General features: G+C 36.0%; 6 protein-coding genes. All 6 read right to left on the reverse strand.

What is annotated here, in order from left to right:
- Window positions 1-158 precede the first annotated feature (158 nt).
- Complete coding sequence (locus tag QM512_RS03925) at window positions 159-13,925, reverse strand: DUF1542 domain-containing protein (protein WP_282806217.1); 13,767 nt, start codon at window positions 13,923-13,925, stop codon at window positions 159-161.
- A 526-nt stretch (window positions 13,926-14,451) separates the two neighbouring features.
- A complete protein-coding gene (gene abc-f, locus QM512_RS03930; RefSeq protein ID WP_282806218.1) occupies window positions 14,452-15,954 on the reverse strand; it encodes a ribosomal protection-like ABC-F family protein in 1,503 nt (500 codons plus the stop codon).
- A 268-nt stretch (window positions 15,955-16,222) separates the two neighbouring features.
- Window positions 16,223-17,074 carry an alpha/beta hydrolase gene (locus tag QM512_RS03935; protein WP_282806219.1) on the reverse strand — a complete coding sequence of 284 codons (852 nt, stop codon included), beginning with the start codon at window positions 17,072-17,074 and terminating at the stop codon, window positions 16,223-16,225.
- 4 nt (window positions 17,075-17,078) lie between these two features.
- Complete coding sequence (locus tag QM512_RS03940; protein WP_282806220.1) at window positions 17,079-17,453, reverse strand: DUF2255 family protein; 375 nt, start codon at window positions 17,451-17,453, stop codon at window positions 17,079-17,081.
- A gap of 11 nt (window positions 17,454-17,464) precedes the next feature.
- Window positions 17,465-18,505, reverse strand: a complete 1,041-nt coding sequence (locus tag QM512_RS03945; RefSeq protein ID WP_282806221.1) for an alcohol dehydrogenase catalytic domain-containing protein — start codon at window positions 18,503-18,505, stop codon at window positions 17,465-17,467.
- 12 nt (window positions 18,506-18,517) lie between these two features.
- Window positions 18,518-19,054: a flavodoxin family protein gene (locus QM512_RS03950; protein WP_282806222.1), complete on the reverse strand. Its 537-nt coding sequence runs from the start codon at window positions 19,052-19,054 to the stop codon at window positions 18,518-18,520.
- Window positions 19,055-19,057 lie beyond the last annotated feature (3 nt).

A 19,057-nucleotide genomic window follows, 5' to 3' on the forward strand; every position in this document is an offset into this window, starting at 1 on the left:
ACCTCCATCAATTTGATGAGATTAGAATACCGGAAAAATAAGGACTAAAAAAGATACTCGGTTATATGACGCTTACATTTATTCTAATTAATAAATATATAGAAAAAGGCGATATTTCCTCCCAGAAATATCGCTCTTTTCGTATCAACTATTTATGATTAGTTATTCTTTTTTCTCTTGTCTCCTAATCCAAATAATGAAAGTACACCAGCTAATCCAAGTAGTACTGCACCAGCAAGAGTTAAGCTAGAATTCTTCTTACCTGTTTGTGGTAAAGTAGCCTTCTTACTTACGACACGACGATTATGATGTGCAGCAGTATTACTCTTAGCATGAACTGAGTTAGTAATTACAGTATCAACATGCCTACTGTTTTCTTTCTTAGTATTAGTTTCTCCATGGTTAGTAGTTGGTTTAGTGTTATCTTCATCATTATGACTTAGTGTTAGGTCAGTTGATGAACCATTATTTTCGTGATTGCCATTGTTGTCAGTATTATTCTTAGCTGGAATCGTAATAGACTCAATAGCCTTGATACCAGCTTCAACTAGTGCATCAACGTCTGCATTAGTTATGGCGTTAAATACCTTATTCTTAGTATCAGTAGCAATCTTAGTAATTTGACTAATTAAATCATCCTTCTGCTTTTGATCAAGATCAGCAGCATTAATTTCTTCAGTCTTCTGCTTCAAAGCATCGTCAATTGCTTTAATAGCCTTATCTTTACTTTCAACTAAACTTGGAACTTGAATACTGTTGATGTCTTCTAAGCCCTTAGTTTCTGCTTCCTTAACTGCATCATTTGTTTGTGCTTCATTAATTGCCTTAGTAGCATCATCAGCTGCCTTAGTTACTTGGTCAATTAAATCTTGCTTAGTCTGAGGGGTTAAGTTCGTAGCATTAGTGATTTCTTCAATCTTGGCTTCTTTAGCAGAGGTGATTGCTTCAGTAGCATCCTTTTGTGCACCATCTAAAGTTGGAATGAATAAGTTAGTAATTTGATCAATTGCTTGATCACGAATTTCAGTAACAGCATCGTTTGTAGTTATTGCGGGATCATTGATCTTATCAATTGCTTCTTGTGCAATCTTGTTAACTTGATCAATTAAACTCTTTTGTTCATCGGCACTTAAATTCTTAGCTGCTTTAATTTGACTATTCTTAGCACTTTGAACTTGCTTAATAGCATCAACTCCTGATTGCTTGGTTTCATTTAAACTTGGAACATTGACATTAGCAATATCTTCAATACCCTTGTTTTCAGCCTTATTAACTGCGTCATTGGTAGTTGCTCCATTAATTGCATCATGAGCTTTTTCTGCAATTTCAGTTGCATTGTTAATTAGATCAGCTTTTTCTGAATCACTTAGGTTTGAAGCATTGTTAATTTCGTTCTTCTTAGCATCTAAAGCATTGTCGATTGCTTGGTTTGCTGCTTTCTTAGAATCGTCTAAGTTAGTGAAGTTAATATCATTGATATCAGCAACTCCCTTATCTTCTGCTGCCTTTACGTCAGTATTAATAGTTGCTTTATTGATATTATCTTTAGCAGTATTAGCGATATCTGTTACTTTATTAATTAAATCAGTCTTTTCTGAATCAGTTAAGTTTGTAGCATTATTGATTTCGTTCTTCTTAGAATTTAATGCATCGTCAATTGCTTGGTTTGCATTCTTCTTAGCATTATCAAGACTTGGAATTGAAATATTTTCAATGTTCTTAACACCAGTATCTGCAGCTTCCTTAGCTTCATCATTAGTCTTAGCTTGATTAATGTTATCGATTGCTTCAGTGGCTGCATTAGTTGCTTGATCAATAAGATCTTGCTTTTCATCTTGACTCAAGTTAGAAGAGTTATTGATTTCAGCTTGCTTTTCGTTTAAGGCTTTGTTGATGAGATCAATACTTTCCTTCTTGATGTCGGATAAACCAGGTACAGTCACATCAGCGATAGCTTTTTCACCATTAACTTGAGCAGTTTCAACAGCTGCATTAGTGGTTGCATTGTTAATATTGCTCTTAGCGGTATTAGCTGCTTCAGTTGCTTGATTGATTAAAGCTTGTTTTTCTTCAGAAGAGATATTAGTTGCGCTGTTAATTTCATCTTCCTTGTTCTTCAAAGCCTGATCAATTGCAGCGTTTGCTGCGTCTTTAGCTGGAGAAGTAGTTGGAACGTTAATGTTATTAATTTCCTTAACTCCTTCTTCTTGAGCACGAGTTACTTCTTCAGGGGTAGTTGAGTCTGCAATCTTTTGTTTTGCATTATCTGCTTCATTATTGATTAGATCAGTGTAAGCTTGTTTTTCTTCATCAGTTAATGAATCGCTGATTTCCTTAAGCTTACCAGCAGCTGCATCGTCGATAGCTGTATTAGCAACATCTTTATCAATTGCTAATTTTCCATCATCGACTGCCTTCTTAACGTCGTCGTTACTCTTAGCATTATCAATTGCTTCTTGTGCTTTCTTAGCAGCAGAGTCAATTTGATCTTTAGCTGCTTGTTTTTGCTCATCAGTCAAGTTGTTATCTTGATCAATTGCCTTCTTAGCTTCATCAACTTCGTTGTTAAGATCAGTAGTTGCTTGTTCCTTAGCTGCTGATTTAGCTGAGATTTCAATACTATTGATCTTGTCAATACCGTTGTTTTGAGCTTCTGCTACTGCAGCGTTGGTAGTTGCGTTATCAATTGCAGTATTAGCAGCGTTTTGTGCGTCAGTAACTTCTTGCTTCAATACAGCCTTTTCTTCGTCTGTTAAGTTTGAAGAATCAATTGCATTGTTCTTAGCTTCGGCAGCTTCTGCTACTGCCTTCTTAGCTGTTTCTTTGGCTGCTGATTCAGCTGGTACTTCAGTATCATTAATATTCTTAATGCCACTTTCTTGAGCACTAATTACAGCTTCTGGAGTAGTTGCATTATTGATTGATTCTTTAGCAGTATTTGCCTTTTCATCTACTTCATTGTTTAAAGCAGTCTTTTCTTCTGCTGTTAATGATGACTCAGAAATTTCTTTCTTCTTACCAGCAACTGCATTATCGATTGCTGCATTAGCAATGTCTTTATCAATCGCTAATTTACCATCATTAATTGCTTTCTTAACATCATCATTGGTCTTAGCATTGTTGATGGCATCTTGAGCGTTCTTAGCATCAGAGTCAATTTGATCCTTAGCAGCTTGCTTCTCTTCATCAGTCAAATTGCTATCTTGATCGATTGCCTTCTTAGCATCGTCAACTTCGCTGTTAAGATCAGTTGTTGCTTGATCTTTAGTAGTGGATTTAGTTGGTACTTCAATAGAGTTAATTGCTTTAATACCATTTTCTTCTGCTTCGGTTACTGCAGCATTGTTAGTTGCGTTATCAATTGCAGTATTTGCAGCGTTTTGTGCGTCAGTAACTTCTTGCTTCAAAGCAGCTTTTTCCTCATCAGTTAAGTTTGAAGAATCAATTGCAGAATTCTTTTCCTCAGCTACTTTAGCTACAGCTTCTTTGGCTGCTTGTTTTGCTGTTGATTCAGCAGGTACTTCAGTATCATTGATATTCTTAATGCCATTTTCTTGAGCACTAATTACAGCTTCTAAAGTAGTTGCAGCATTGATTGCTTCTTTAGCATCTTGAGCCTTTTGATCTACTTCATTGTTTAACGTAGTCTTTTCTTCGTCTGTTAATGGTGATCTAGAAATTTCGGCCTTCTTGCCAGCAACCGCATTATCGATTGCTGCATTAGCTACATCCTTATCAATGGTTAATGTACCAGCGTCAACGGCCTTCTTGACATCATCATTGGTCTTAGCATTGTTGATGGCATCTTGAGCGTTCTTAGCATCAGAATCAATTTGATCTTTAGCTGCTTGCTTCTCTTCATCAGTCAAATTGCTATCTTGATCGATTGCCTTCTTAGCCTCATTGACTGCAGTATTAAGGTCAGTTGTTGCTTGTTCCTTAGTAGTTGATTTAGTTGGTACTTCAATGCCATTAATTGCCTTAACACCCTTGTCTTGAGCTTCAGTTACTGCTGCGTTAGTAGTTGCATTATCAATGGCTTGATCGGCAGCACTTTGAGCATCAGTTACTTCTTGCTCCAAAGCAGTTTTTTCTTCAGCTGTTAAGTTTGAAGAATCAATTGCACTATTCTTTTCATCAGCTGCCTTAGCTATAGCTTCCTTAGCTGCTTGTTTTGCAGCTGATTCAGTTGGCACCGAAGTCTCATTGATATTCTTAATACCATTGTCTTGAGCAGTGGTTACAGCTTCTGGAGTAGTGGCATTGTTGATTGCTTCTTTAGCATCTTGAGCCTTTTGATCTACTTCATTGTTTAACGAAGTCTTTTCTTCGTCTGTTAATGGTGTCTTAGAAATTTCTGCTTTTTTACCAGCAACTGCATTGTCGATAGCTGCATTAGCTACATCCTTATCAATGGTTAATGTACCAGCGTCAACGGTCTTCTTAACATCATCATTGGTCTTGGCAGTGTTGATGGCATCTTGAGCGTTCTTAGCATCAGAATCAATTTGATCCTTAGCTGCTTGCTTTTCTTCCTCAGTCAAGTTGTTGTCTTGATCAATTGCCTTCTTAGCTTCATCAACTGCTTTATTAAGGTCAGTCGTTGCTTGTTCCTTAGTAGTGGATTTAGTTGGTACTTCAATACCGTTAATTGCCTTAACACCATTGTCTTGAGCTTCAGTTACTGCAGCATTGTTAGTTGCGTTATCAATTGCAGTATTTGCAGCATTTTGTGCGTCAGTAACTTCTTGCTTCAATGTAGCTTTTTCTTCATCAGTTAAGTTTGAAGAATCAATTGCATTGTTTTTAGCTTCCGCAGCTTCTGCCACTGCTTTCTTAGCTGCTTCTTTAGCTGCTGATTCAGTTGGCACTTCAGTATTATTAATATTCTTAATGCCACTTTCTTGTGCAGTACTTACAGCTTCCAGAGTAGTTGCGTTATTAATTGCTTCTTTAGCAGCTTGAGCTTTTTGATCGACTTCATTGTTTAAAGCAGTCTTTTCTTCATCAGTTAATGGCGATTTAGAAATTTTTTCCTTCTTACCAGCAACTGCATTGTCGATTGCTGCATTAGCAACATCTTTATCAATGGCAAGTTTACCATTATTAACAGCACTATTAACCTCATCATTAGTAGTAGCATTATCAATTGCTTCTTGGGCCTTCTTAGCATCAGAGTCAATTTGATCCTTAGCTGCTTGCTTTTCTTCATCAGTCAAGTTGTTGTCTTGATCGATTGCCTTCTTAGCCTCGTCAACTGCAGTATTAAGGTCAGTTGTTGCTTGTTCCTTAGCAGCTGACTTAGTTGGAATTTCAATGTCTTTAATTGCAGCGATTCCGTTTTCTTTAGCAGTTGTTACTGCTTCATCAGTTGTTGCACTGGTTATATTTGATACTGCGTTACTGTATTCTGCTTGAACTTTATCTTTCAAAGTGTTCTTTTCATCAGTAGTTAGATCAATAGCATCATCAATTGCACTATTCTTAGCATCACGTGCTGCATTCAATTCTTCAATAGCTTTGTGTTGCTTCTGAACTAAAGTTGGAATAGTAATGTTATTAATGTTATCTAAGCCAGTTGTTTCCGCACTCTTGACTGTATCATTAGTTTGAGCAGTCTTAATTTCCTTAGTTGCATCATCAGCAGCTTTATTGGTTTGATCAACCAAAGCTTGCTTTTCTTGATCTGTTAAGTGAGTAGCGTTGTTAATATCATTCAGCTTAGCATTCTTAGCACTTTCAATTGCATTAATTGCATCTGTTTGCGCACCGTCTAGAGTTGGAATAAATAGATCAGTAATTTGCTTGATTGCATCATCACGGGTTGCAGTAACTGCATCATTGGTAGTAGTTGATGAATCATTAATCTGAGCAATTGCATCGCTAGCAATTTTATCTACTTGATCGCTTAACTCTTTTCGCTCTTCAGCGCTTAAGTTAGATGCAGCAGAGATTTGCTTATTTTTAGCATCTTGAACTTGCTTAATTGCATTGATTGCATCTTGTTTAACTTGATCTAAACTTGGCACAGTCACATTAGCAATATCTGCCATACCCTTATTTTGTGCTTCAGTTACAGCATCATTGGTAGTGGCATTCTTGATATTGTCTTTTGCATTTTTAGCTACTTCTGTTGCTTGATTGATTAAGTCTTGCTTTTCATCAGTACTTAAGTTAGATGCATTATTAATTTCATCTGTCTTAACTTGCAAAGCATTGTCAATTGCAGTGTTAGCTGCCTTCTTAGCATCTTCTAGTGAAGTAAAGGTAATACCTTTAATATTATCAATTCCAGCATTAGCTGCATCGCGAGCATCATCATTGGTAGTGGCATTTTCAACATTGGCCTTAGCAGTAGCTGCTGCTTCAGTTGCCTGATCAACTAATTTTTGCTTTTCAGTGTCATTCAAGTTAGAAGCATTCTTAATCTCAGTTACTTTAGAGTTCAATGCATCATCAATAGCTTGGTTAGCGTTCTTCTTAGCCTCATCAAGACTTGGAATAGTAACATTTTCGATGTTCTGAACACCAGTAGTTGCTGCAGCCTTAGCATCATCATTTGTTTGAGATTGGTTGACGTTGTTAATTGCTTCAGTTGCGGCATTAGTTGCATCATTGATCAAGCCTTGTTTTTCATCTTGAGAAAGGTTAGATGCATTGTTAATTTCGTCAGTCTTGGCATCTAAAGCCTTGTTAATTAAATCAATACTCTCTTTCTTAACATCAGACAAGTTTGGAACTGTTACATCAGCAATTGCTTTTTCACCATTTGTTTGGGCAGTATCAACATCGGCATTAGTAGTGGCGTTGTTGATATTGTTCTTAGCAGCATTTGCTGCTTCAGTTGCCTGATTAATTAAATCAGTCTTTTCTTGAGGATTGATGTTAGATGCGTTGTTGATTTCATCAGTCTTCTTTTGAAGAGCATCATTGATAGCAGAAATTGCATTATTTTTAGCTGAAGAAGTAGTTGGAATATTGGTATTAGTAATCTCATTTACACCATTTGTTTGTGCATTGGTTACTTCTTCAACAGTAGTTGCATTAGCAATATTTTGTTTTGCATTATTTGCTTCAGAATTAATTAAATCAGTGTAAGCTTGTTTTTCGTCAGTAGTTAGTGGATCTTGAATTTCCTTAAGCTTACCTGCAACTGCATTATCGATTGCTGCGTTAGCAACATCTTTATCAATTGAAACCTTACCGCTGTTAACGGCATTGTTTACCTCATTGTCAGTCTTAGCACTGTTGATCGCATCTTGAGCAGTCTTAGCCTCAGTATCGATTTGGGACTTTACAGCTTGCTTTTCTTCATCAGTCAAGTTGCTGTCTTGATCAATTGCTTGCTTAGCTTTTTCAACTTCATTATTAAGGTCGGTGATTGCTTTTTCCTTATTTGCTGATGTTGCTGGAACTTCAATATTCTCAATTGTCTTAACACCATTGTCTTGAGCTTCAGTTACTGCTGCGTTAGTAGTTGCATTATCAATGGCTTGATCGGCAGCATTTTGAGCATCAGTTACTTCTTGCTTCAAAGCAGCTTTTTCTTCATCAGTTAAGTTTGAAGAATCAATTGCACTATTCTTTTCATCAGCTGCCTTAGCTATAGCTTCCTTAGCTGCTTGTTTTGCAGCTGATTCAGTTGGCACCGAAGTCTCATTGATACCCTTAATACCATTTTCTTGAGCAGTGGTTACAGCTTCTGGAGTAGTTGCATTATTGATTGATTCTTTAGCATCTTGAGCCTTTTGATCTACTTCATTGTTTAACGTAGTCTTTTCTTCATCAGTTAATGGTGATTTAGAAATTTCTGCTTTTTTACCAGCAACTGCATTGTCGATAGCTGCATTAGCTACATCCTTATCAATGGTTAATGTACCAGCGTCAACAGCCTTCTTGACATCATCATTGGTCTTAGCATTGTTGATGGCATCTTGAGCGTTCTTAGCATCAGAATCAATTTGATCTTTAACGGTTTGCTTTTCTTCATCAGTCAAGTTGTTATCTTGATCAATTGCTTTCTTAGCTTCATCAACTGCTTTATTAAGGTCAGTTATTGCTTGTTCCTTAGTAGTTGAGGCACTTGGTACGTTAATACCATTAATTGCATTCACGCCATTATTTTGTGCTTCAGTTACAGCAGCATTTGTTGTTGCATTATCAATGACTTGATCGGCAGCATTTTGAGCATCAGTTACTTCTTGCTTCAAGGCAGTCTTTTCTTCCGCTGTTAAGTTTGAAGAATCAATGACAGCATTCTTTTCATCAGCTGCCTTAGCTACAGCTTCCTTGGCCGCTTGTTTTGCAGCTGATTCAGCTGGTACTTCAGTATTAGTGATGTTCTTAATACCATTTTCTTGAGCAGTGGTTACAGCTTCTGGAGTAGCGGCATTATTGATTGCTTCCTTAGCAGTAGTTGCCTTTTCATCTACTTCATTATTTAACGTAGCCTTTTCTTCATCAGTTAATGATGTGTTGGAAATTTCTTCTTTCTTACCTGCAACTGCATTGTCAATGGCTGCATTAGCGACATCCTTATCAATTGCTAATGTACCAGCATCGGCAGCTTTCTTAACATCATCATTTGTCTTTGCATTGTTGATGGTATCTTGTGCATTCTTAGCATCAGAATCAATTTGATCTTTAGCTGCTTGCCTTTGCTCATCAGTTAAGTTGCTGTCTTGATCAATTGCTTTCTTAGCTTCATCAACTGCTTTATTAAGGTCAGTTATTGCTTGTTCCTTAGTAGTTGATGTAGTTGGTACTTTAATACCGTCAATTGCATTCACGCCATTGGTTTGAGCTTCAGTTACTGCTGCGTTAGTAGTTGCATTATCAATGGCTTGATCGGCAGCACTTTGAGCATCAGTTACTTCTTGCTTCAAGGCAGTCTTTTCTTCCGCTGTTAAGTTTGAAGCGTCGATTGCATTGTTCTTTGCAGTTGCTGCTTCGGCTACCGCCTTCTTCGCTGCTTCTTTAGCAGTTGACGTAGTTACTTCAATACTATCAATTGCATTAATACCAGTATTTTGTGCTTCAGTTACAGCAGTATTTGTTGTTGCATCATCAATGGCTTGATCGGCAGCATTTTGAGCATCAGTTACTTTTTGCTTCAATGCAGTTTTTTCTTCATCAGTTAAGTTTGAAGAATCAATTGCATTGTTCTTTGCAGTTGCTGCGTCAGCTACCGCCTTTTTAGCTGCTTCTTTGACTGTTGATTCAGTTGGAACTTTGATGTCATTAATTACAGTAACGCCAGTATTTTGTGCTTCAATTACAGCATCATTAGTCGTTGCCTTAGTAATTTCTTCCTTTGCCTTATCCGCAGCCGTATTAGCTTCTTGTATTAACGCAGTCTTTTCATCAGTAGTTAGATCACTAGCTGAATTAATTTCTTCTAATTTCTTAGTTAAAGCATCGTCAATTGCTTTATTTGCATCCGACTTCACAGTATCTAAGCTTGTTGGAACAATCTTCTTAATTGCATCAACACCATCTTGGCCTGCTTGAGCTGCTTCGTTGTTTGTCGTAGCCGTTTCAATATTGTCTTTAGCCTTATTGGCTTCAGTAGTTGCTTGATCAATTAGATCTTTCTTTTCTGCATCACTAAGATTATCAGCTTTATTAATTACTTCAGTTTGAGCAGTAAGAGCATCATCTACTGCTTTAGTTGCTGCCTTCTTGGCATCTTCTAAGCTTGGAACAGTAACATTATTAATATTAGTTGTTCCTTGATCTTGTGCAGTCTTAATTGCATCAGCTGTGATTGCTTTATCAATAGCTTCCTTAGCAGTATTAGCTGCATCGGTTGCTTCTTTGATTAATTGATCTTTAGTTGTTTGATCAATATTATTAGCATCGTTGATTTCCTTAGTCTTAGCGTTAAGGGCATCATCAATTACATCTTTTGCAGCATTTTGACTATCAGTAACGCTTGGTACCTTTACATTGTTAATTGCATCTACACCAGCTTGGCCTGCTTTAGTTGCTTCGTCATTAGTTGTAGATTTTTCAATAGCATCCTTTGCTGTATTAGCTGCATCAGTTGCTTCTTTAATTAACTGATCTTTAGTTGTTTGATCAATATTTTCTGCGTTATTGATTTCCTTGGTCTTATCAGTTAATGCTTGATCAATTTCTTTGGCTGCGTTAGTTTTAGCATCATCTAAACTTGGAACAGTTACATTGTTAATGTTCGTAATTCCTTCAGTCTTAGCAGTATTAACTGCATCGGCATCAGTTGCTTGATTAATCGCAGTATTAGCATCATCTGCTGCCTTCTTAGCATCAGCAATTAATTGATCCTTAGTAGCTTGATCGATATTAGTAGCGTCAATGATTTCGGTAGTCTTAGTATCTAAAGCCTTTTGAATATCTTCAGTAGCAGTATTCTTAGCATTTGCAAGGTTAGCATCACCATTCAAGCCAGTAATTGCATCGGTAATAGCCTTTGCTGCACTGTCTACTTGTGCCTGAGTTGCATTAGTATTCTTTAAGATCTTTTGACCAGCAGTAATCGCATTATTAAGAGCTTCTTGGTTTGCTTTATCAGCATTAGTGTAATTACCAGTTTGCTTAGCATTATTTGCATTGGTTAAAGCTGTTTCCAAGGCTTCAATATTAGTAGCCTCACCTTTAAGGTTATCTTTTGCTGCATTAATTGCATCTAAAGCATTCTTTACTTCACTTGCTGATGGATTTGCTTGATCCAAGACTGCTTGACCTGCGTTAATTGCATTATTATATGCTGTTTGAGCTTCGATAGTACCGTTGTAGAATGCAGGCGTATCTCTTACGTTTGGTGCATCTTTGACAGCAGCTTCTAAGGCAGCCTTGTTTGCAGCTTCAGTCTTCGCATCCCCATTTAGGTTATTATTCGCAGTTTCAAGATCTTGAAGAGCTTGGTTTACTTCTGCTTGAGTTGCATTAGTTTTATCTAAAACTGCTTGTGCATCAATAACTGCATTATCATACGCAGTCTTTTGTGCTTCGTCGGCATTAGTGTAATTATTGCTTGCCTTTACAGTATCAGAATTTTTTACTGCTGCTTCAAGAGCATCTTTATCAGTCTCCGTACCATTTAACTTACTTTCTGTAGTTGTAATGGCTGTTAAAGCATTTTGAAGATCTGCTAAAGTTGGATTCTTCTCACTAAGAATATTATTTCCTGCAACAATTGTATCTTTATATGCATTTTGCAAATCTTCAGTTGCATTGTAGTACTTAAAAGAATTTTCAACATTTGTAGCATTATCAACCGCTTTTTGTAATGCATCTTTTGCAGCAGAAATATTACTATCACCGTTTAAAGCTGCTTTAGCATCAGTAATTTGCTTAATTGCTGCTTCTAGTTGAGGTGAAGTTGCACTAGTATTTTGAAGAAGGGTATTTCCTTCACTAATTGCACTTGTGTAAGCTGTCTTAAGATTTGGATCTGCTTGAGTATAGTTAGTAGTCTCTTCAATAGTCGGAGCCTCAGTAACTAATTTTTGCAATTGATCACGGTATGAATTAGTCATCCATTCAGAAACTGTCTTGGTGTCAGTATCACTAGTTACAAAATCCTTAGCAGCATAAACAGAAACCTTATCGTTGTCGTTTAACTTACCTAAATTAACACTAAATTTACCATCAGTACCAGTTTCAACACTATATGGTTCATTAGATGAAGTTGGATCACCAGTTTGACCAATAGTCCAAAGAGTTTTGTTATTAGTAGTAGCAACTTGATGAACTACGCCATTTACCGAAATATAAACAAATGCACCAGTAGCAGCAGCGTTATTGGCAATACCACTCATAATGTAGTTTCCATCGGCATCCTTGGTAAAGCTAACATCAGTTAAATCAACTCTTGGACCGGAAGTAATTAAATTGATTGCATTTTTAGCATTGTTGCCTGTTTCACGAGCGTCAATGGTCGTTTGCTTGTCATAACTAGTTACCTTGGTAACTGTTGGAGTACCATTAGCTGCATAAGAAATATCAATTGTTCCGATTGGTTGACCTGATTCAGAAGTCTTTACAGCTTGGAATTGAACTTTACCATTCTTAATGGCAGTTGCACTTTCTGGCATTGTTATATTGAATAATGTTGGTTGAGTTGAAGTGAAGATACTACCACTACCTAAACTTACAGCAGTTGCTTGAGCCCCATCACCAGTTACTTGGAAAGTACCGTGGTGATTAATAGAAATTGTTGAAGTACCGGCAGAAACTAATAATGCTCCGTTATAATCATTTAAATTAGTACCATTAACGCTAAATTGGCCACCATTAACATCAATTTTAGAGTCACCACTAATATAAATTGGTGCATCAATATCTTTGTTGTAAGGAACACCATCTACATTTACATTCAAAGTCCCTTTGTTTTCAATAGTAGCCCCCTTAGTCAAATATAATGCACCTGAAAGCCACTTATCTGTTGATAATTTGTTTAAACTAATAGTCAAATTGGAACTTTTGTCAATATTGATATTAGTGGTACCCTGTGATGCAATACCTCTACCAATCCTATCGACTCCCATAAAGTTTGGCTCAGGAGCAGTTTGAGTATGTGGTTCCAATGTAACTTGAGCACCATTGACTCCATTATTACTCTGAAGGTTAATAGCGGTAGTTCCACCATCAATTTCGATTACATTACTACCATACGTTTTTAGGGTAACATTACTATCAGCCGCAAAATTAATAGAATTATTTCCTGATCTAAATTGAAGAACTTGTTGATTACCATTTCCTTGAGTAGTTTGATTCTTTTGATTTATCGGACTGGTATATCCATTCACAGATTCAGCTGTAACATTTCCCTTAAAGTTAACAGTTACGCTTGGTACTGAAGTATCAGTATAAACTAATTGAGAGCCATGAAAAGTGACATTATCAAATGTATATTCCTTAGCATTTTCAATTGGACTCCAATACGACCGATCATATAAATCAAGCTTACTAAAGGTAACCCCACTTTTACCTGCCATATTAAATGAATACCCATTAAAGTCAACAATGTATTTCTTATTATCATCTGCAGATTTAATTACGATATCTCTATAATTTTTAATATTCACAATGTGACTTTGATTTATACTCTTAGTACCTAAATCAATATCCGAACCGACATTAATAGTAGTAGCAGTTCCATTTTGAATAGCATCAATTAAACCATCAGCATCTCTAACAGTTACTGAAGTAGTATCTTCACTATCATCAGATGCAACGGCAACTTTACTTTCAGTAGCTGATTTTGCACTTAAGAAAGAAGCGCTCTTAACTATGTCATTCAACTTAAGTGTATTAGTTGATACATCAGAAGTTTCATTAGTTTTTACATCTGCTGCGTTATTAGTATTAGAAATAGCATCTGTCTTTATAGTTGATTCAGTCTTCTTATTTGCTACTTCATTGGTATCGTCATTTACTTTTGCTTGTTGAGTTGCATTAACAGTCTCTACCTTAGTAGAATTTTCTGCATTTTCAGTAGCAACATTCTTTTCTGAATCTGCTTTTTGTTCAGCGGTAGTATTAGTCTTAGCAGTTTCTGTAGCAGTCTTTTCATCTTGCTTGGTTTCAGTAGCGGTATTATTGCTCTCAGTTTTAGCTGAGTCAGTAGTAGCGTTAGCTTCATAACTAGCAACAACTGTACTCTGATCAAGATCATCAGTTACTGTACTTTTAGCTTGATTAGTATTTGATTTTTCTTCACTCTTATTTTGAGTAGCTTGATTATTATCATTGGTATTTGCTACAACTGTTTTATCGCTGTTATCAACAGTATCAGCTGATACTTGCTGACCAGTATATAGGCTAAAGCTTAATCCAATTAAAACAGATGCAGCCCCTACACTAAATTTACGAATAGAGAAACGCTGTTTTTCGTCTCTAACTTTTTCATTTTTCATCTTAATATTATTTTTTGAGACCATATTTTCCTCCAGCATCAAAAATTTAAGTTCGTTCAATTATAACGAAGTATATTTATTGATATTAGCTTAAACTTTGAGTTTATTAAATTATATTTTTATCATCCCTTATTAACCTATTTAATCTAACATCATTGACCTTAACACCATCAATATACTATCGAATACAATAAATTACAAACGATATAGTAACATACATCGTCACCCAATCATATACATTTATAGAATTTATACGAATTTCTTTATAATTTATTCTATGTTCTATATCTTATAGGAGTAGCAAATCTTACCGACAATTTTTTACTATTCACTTTTCTTATTTGCACATATTACACTCTTTTAAATAACAAAATTAAGAGTTGATACGCGCCCATTTTAATTTCTGTCAAGTTCTCCACAAAAATTGGTTATGTCCTTCATACTATTATTCTTACTAACTACTTTTTAACCATAAAAAAATGGAGCTTTCACATTTACTGTGAGCTCCATTTTCTATACAACCTATCAAATTTTACTTTTGCTCTCTTGCCTATATTACAATCCGTTGAGCTGCAACTTGTTCAATAAAATACTCATCATGTTCAACCAACAACATAGCTGGTTTTACTTCTTTTAACAGTCTAATCAATTGATCTTGATTAAACACATCTAAGTAATTCGCTGGCTCATCCCACAAGTATAAGTCAGCTTTCTCAACTAATGACTTAGCAATAGCAACCCGCTTTTTCTGCCCCATACTCATCTTTTCAATCGGCGTCTCAAAGCTTGAACGCGGGAATCCCATCTTTTTCAACATATTAAGCAAGTCTTCATATGATATCCCCTGCTCTTGAGTAAATTTTTTTAAGCTTCCTTTATATGTAGTGAAATTCTGAGGTAAATAGGAAATTAACAAACCACTAGCTAAGCTATACTTTCCCTGATGTTTAACTTCTCTTGCTTTTCCCAGCAATAACTTTAGCAATGTCGACTTACCAGCTCCATTCTTACCTTCAAGCGAAACTACGCCGTGATTCCTTACCACTAAGTTTAGATCAGTAAACAATTCCTTATCTTGAATGCTTAATCTTAACTTCTCTGTTTCAAGCAGAACTTGATGGTAATTAGGGCAATAATTCATCGTTAGGCTTGGTACATCTTCAATATTAACCATTAATCCTTCTTTTTCTTCGATCCGCTTATCCATTCTGTTTCTAGCACTAATGGATTTCTTCATCATCTTCGCTGACACATGGCCTAAAGCTGCCTTATTGATTCTAGACCTCCGGTTAATAATGTACTGCGTTTTTTGACCAAGTTTCTTTTTAGCCTCTATCTTTTGCGCCCAATGATAGAACTGCTCTTTTTGATTGTGAAGATTACTAATTTCACCAGCTAATTTCTGATTTTTTTCACGGTTGAACTCGTCGCGTGCATTCTTAACTTCTTCATAGGTCGCAAAGTTTCCTTGATATAAGTGAATTTCACTATTCTCAATTGCTAAGATATGATCCGTTACCTGATTCAAAAAGTCCCGATCATGGCTGACCACAATATAGCCTTGCCGATGCCCACGCAAATAATTACTTACTTCCTTACGACTTGCTTCATCTAAGTGATTCGTAGGTTCATCAATTAAGGGAAACGAATTTTGATCAGTGAAAGACAAAGCCAGCAAGATCTTCGTCTGCTCTCCTCCGCTTAAGCTATTAAACGATTGCCAAACTAGATTTGGATCGGCACCTAATAAATTCAACTCACGCTCTAACTCCCATTGTTCGAATTGCATCTGATTTTGCAGTTCATATAAAGTAATATTTTTAGGATCATTAATTGAAACAGGATAGTAAGAGAATCTCAATCTAGTTTGTATCTTGCCTCTTCCTAGTAATTTCCTATTTAATATCTTCAGAAACGTTGTCTTCCCACGTCCATTTCTACCAACTAAGCCTAAACGCCAAGAACTGTCTAAATCCAAATTCAAATTATTGAAAATATTATCGATACTGTCTTCATACCTAAATGATAAGTTTGAAATTTTAATACTACTCATCAAATCACCTCGAAAAAAGAGCCTGCACTTATGACAAGTACAGACTCTTTCTATTTTTAAGATATCAAAAAGAAGATAGTGCCTAACTTTAATCTTGTCAAAAGTGCATAGTCTTTCCTACTAAAATAGAATCCTTATTTAACTATGCTTATTTTCACAAGATTAAAGACGCAACGGCGACCCTTCTTTCTAAGAGATGAATTTCAATTGATAAAATTAGAATATCATGAAATATTATCGCCTTCAATAAGAAATATACTAGTTTTTATCATTTATTCCATAAAAACTTAATCAAAGAGCGATCAACTTGAGCATTTTCGTGTAATTTTGAATGTTGTGCATATCGACCATTAACTTTTAAAACTCGATAAGTACTATGGCCACTACCAATTAGGTATTGGAGAGATAAGGAAGAAATATTATCTACACGACCATCACTACGGTTACCCAGGTCACCAATGATATTTAACACCTTAACATGTTTCTTATTATAAAGACTTCTAACTTTAGTCATTTGCTTATAAGTTGAATTCATCTTATTTGGTTTACCATTACTACTCAACTTCATCCCTTTAGGTTGCTTTATTGACTTAGGAATCCCATCAAAAGTCAAACCAGCAAAATGTCCAGCAATATCAACCTGTTTCTGAATTTGTGGCATGTGTTTTTTATCACCATTTTGAAGCATATAGTAAATAATTGAAATATTACCTAAAGAGTGACCAACCATGTTGATCTTCTTAATTCCATACTTCTTTTGCAATGCTTTTACTACGTTGGTTGCATATTCGCCATGCTTATCAAAATTAAGTTGACGGTTATTTTCATAATTAACTTCACAGATTGGGTTCTTAGCTCCTTTATTCCAAGTTCCAACTAAAGTAACCTTACCTGTCTTGGATACTTCTGCACGAATAACCGACTTAGTTACACCAGCCTTTTTGGCAGCATCAACCATATGCTCTTCAGCATGGTAAGAAGAACCTCCACCATGAAAGAACAAGGTTGGCGTTGAAGTAATTTGCACCTTTTTACTACTATTATTACTTTGGCTTGAACATCCTGCCAAAATTAAAAGGATGCTGGCCATCAATAAAATAAATAAATTTTTCTTCTTCATTTTTCTACTTTTTCACAATTGCAATCGTTGCCTTAGCAACTGGATCTGATACCATCAAATCAATTGGATATTGACCATGATATTTATTATTAAAAGCATCGGTAACGTCTTGAATTAAAGAAGCATTATTAACTGGTTGATATTCAACTTCAAATTTTCGACCATTAATTTCTACTTGGCCACCATTTTTAGTGCCTGCTTGATACCACTTAGTATCCTTAATTCCTTTAGCACCACGAATAAAAACTTGCTTATCTACAACTACTTCCCAAACTGGATTATCTTCCGCAAAGCTTGATTGGTCATCGTTATAAGGACGATTCTGCAAGGTTTGCGCATTCTTAAAAGCTGCTATTTCTTCATCAGTCCATTGTGCCATTAATATCACCTTTAATCACTAACTTTAATGTAGGATTTAATTACTTTTCTATCTGCCATATCTTGGTAGGCTTCATTAATTTGATCTAAAGAATAAGTCTTAGTAAATACTTTACCGGGATTAATCTTGCCATCTAAGACTGCCTTAAGTAATACTTCTTTATCATAAGTTGTAACTGATGCAGGTCCACCAGCAACACTCATATTCTTAAAGAAAATTAAACCTGGATTTAATTCTGCTCCGTGTGGTAACCCAACACGACCAACCAATGAGCCAGGTCGACCTACTTGAATAGCTTCTTCATTTGATAACTTACTACCAACACATTCTAATACTGCATCAGCTCCGCCATGTGTAATAGCAAGCAAGTTTTGAATTCCTTCTTCATCACGCTGCACTACATTATCTGTAGCTCCAAATTCACGAGCCAACGCTTCACGGTCGGGGTGACGACTAGTTGAAACAATTTGTTTTGCTCCACGCAACTTAGCCGCAATAATTGCTGATAAACCTACAGCACCATCGCCTAAGACGATTACGGAATCACCTGGTTGAACATTAGCAACTCGAGCCGCATGATAACCTGTTGCCATTACATCTGCTAATGCTAAAAACGACTTAAGCATCCCTTCACTGTAGTCTTCGGGCTTACCAGGAACCTTAACTAATGACCATTGTGCATGTTGAAAACGCACATATTCAGCTTGATAACCACTGGAGAAATTGTCACCCAAGTCATGATTCATACATACACCGTCAAAGCCAGCTAAACATGCTCGGCAGTGTCCACATCCATGAGTAAATGGTGCAATTACAAAATCGCCTTTTTTAACAGTAGTAATATCTTTGCCCACTTCTTCAATCACACCGATGATTTCGTGACCAGCATTTTCATGGCCTTGTTCTTCTAAACCACGATATGCCCATAAGTCAGAACCACAAACACAGGTACGAAGGACCTTGATGATTACATCGTCATCCTTTTCAATCTTTGGCATTGGCTTATCAACAACTTTCATTTCGCCAGCTTTAACAAATTCTGCATATTTCATAAATAGATCTCCTTATTTAATACTCCTACCTAATTTATAAGCCTTTTGAGCAAACTTTTCTAATTTTTGATCGTTCCATGAATCATCCGCATAAATTTCATCAATTATTTGCCAGCGCATATAATCACTTAACTTATGTATATGTAATTTCACAGCATCCATATCTTCTTGCGTACCATACCCAGCCATCATAAAGACCATCTTTTTATCTTTAAGTTCATGATTATAATCATAAAAACGATCAATGACTGCCTTAAGTTGGGCATTAAGACCAAAATAATAAAGGGATGAAACTAAAACAACAATATCAGCTTCTAGCAGCTTAGGAATTACTTCTTTTTCTACTATGTCATTATCTGGAATGCCAACTTCCATACCTGGTGCGTGTTCTAACTGCAAAAAATGAGGTGCACTTTCGCCTTGCAAACCTGCATCATAGCGATAAACTTTATTTTCAGTTTCTCTTATTCCTTTTTCAAATTTATCAGCTAATTTATTAGAAGCACCATTAAAGTGCGGACTTCCAGTTAAAATTACTACTTTCGTCATAAA

This window comes from Lactobacillus isalae, from assembly GCF_947539375.1.
Taxonomy (GTDB): Bacteria; Bacillota; Bacilli; order Lactobacillales; family Lactobacillaceae; genus Lactobacillus; species Lactobacillus isalae.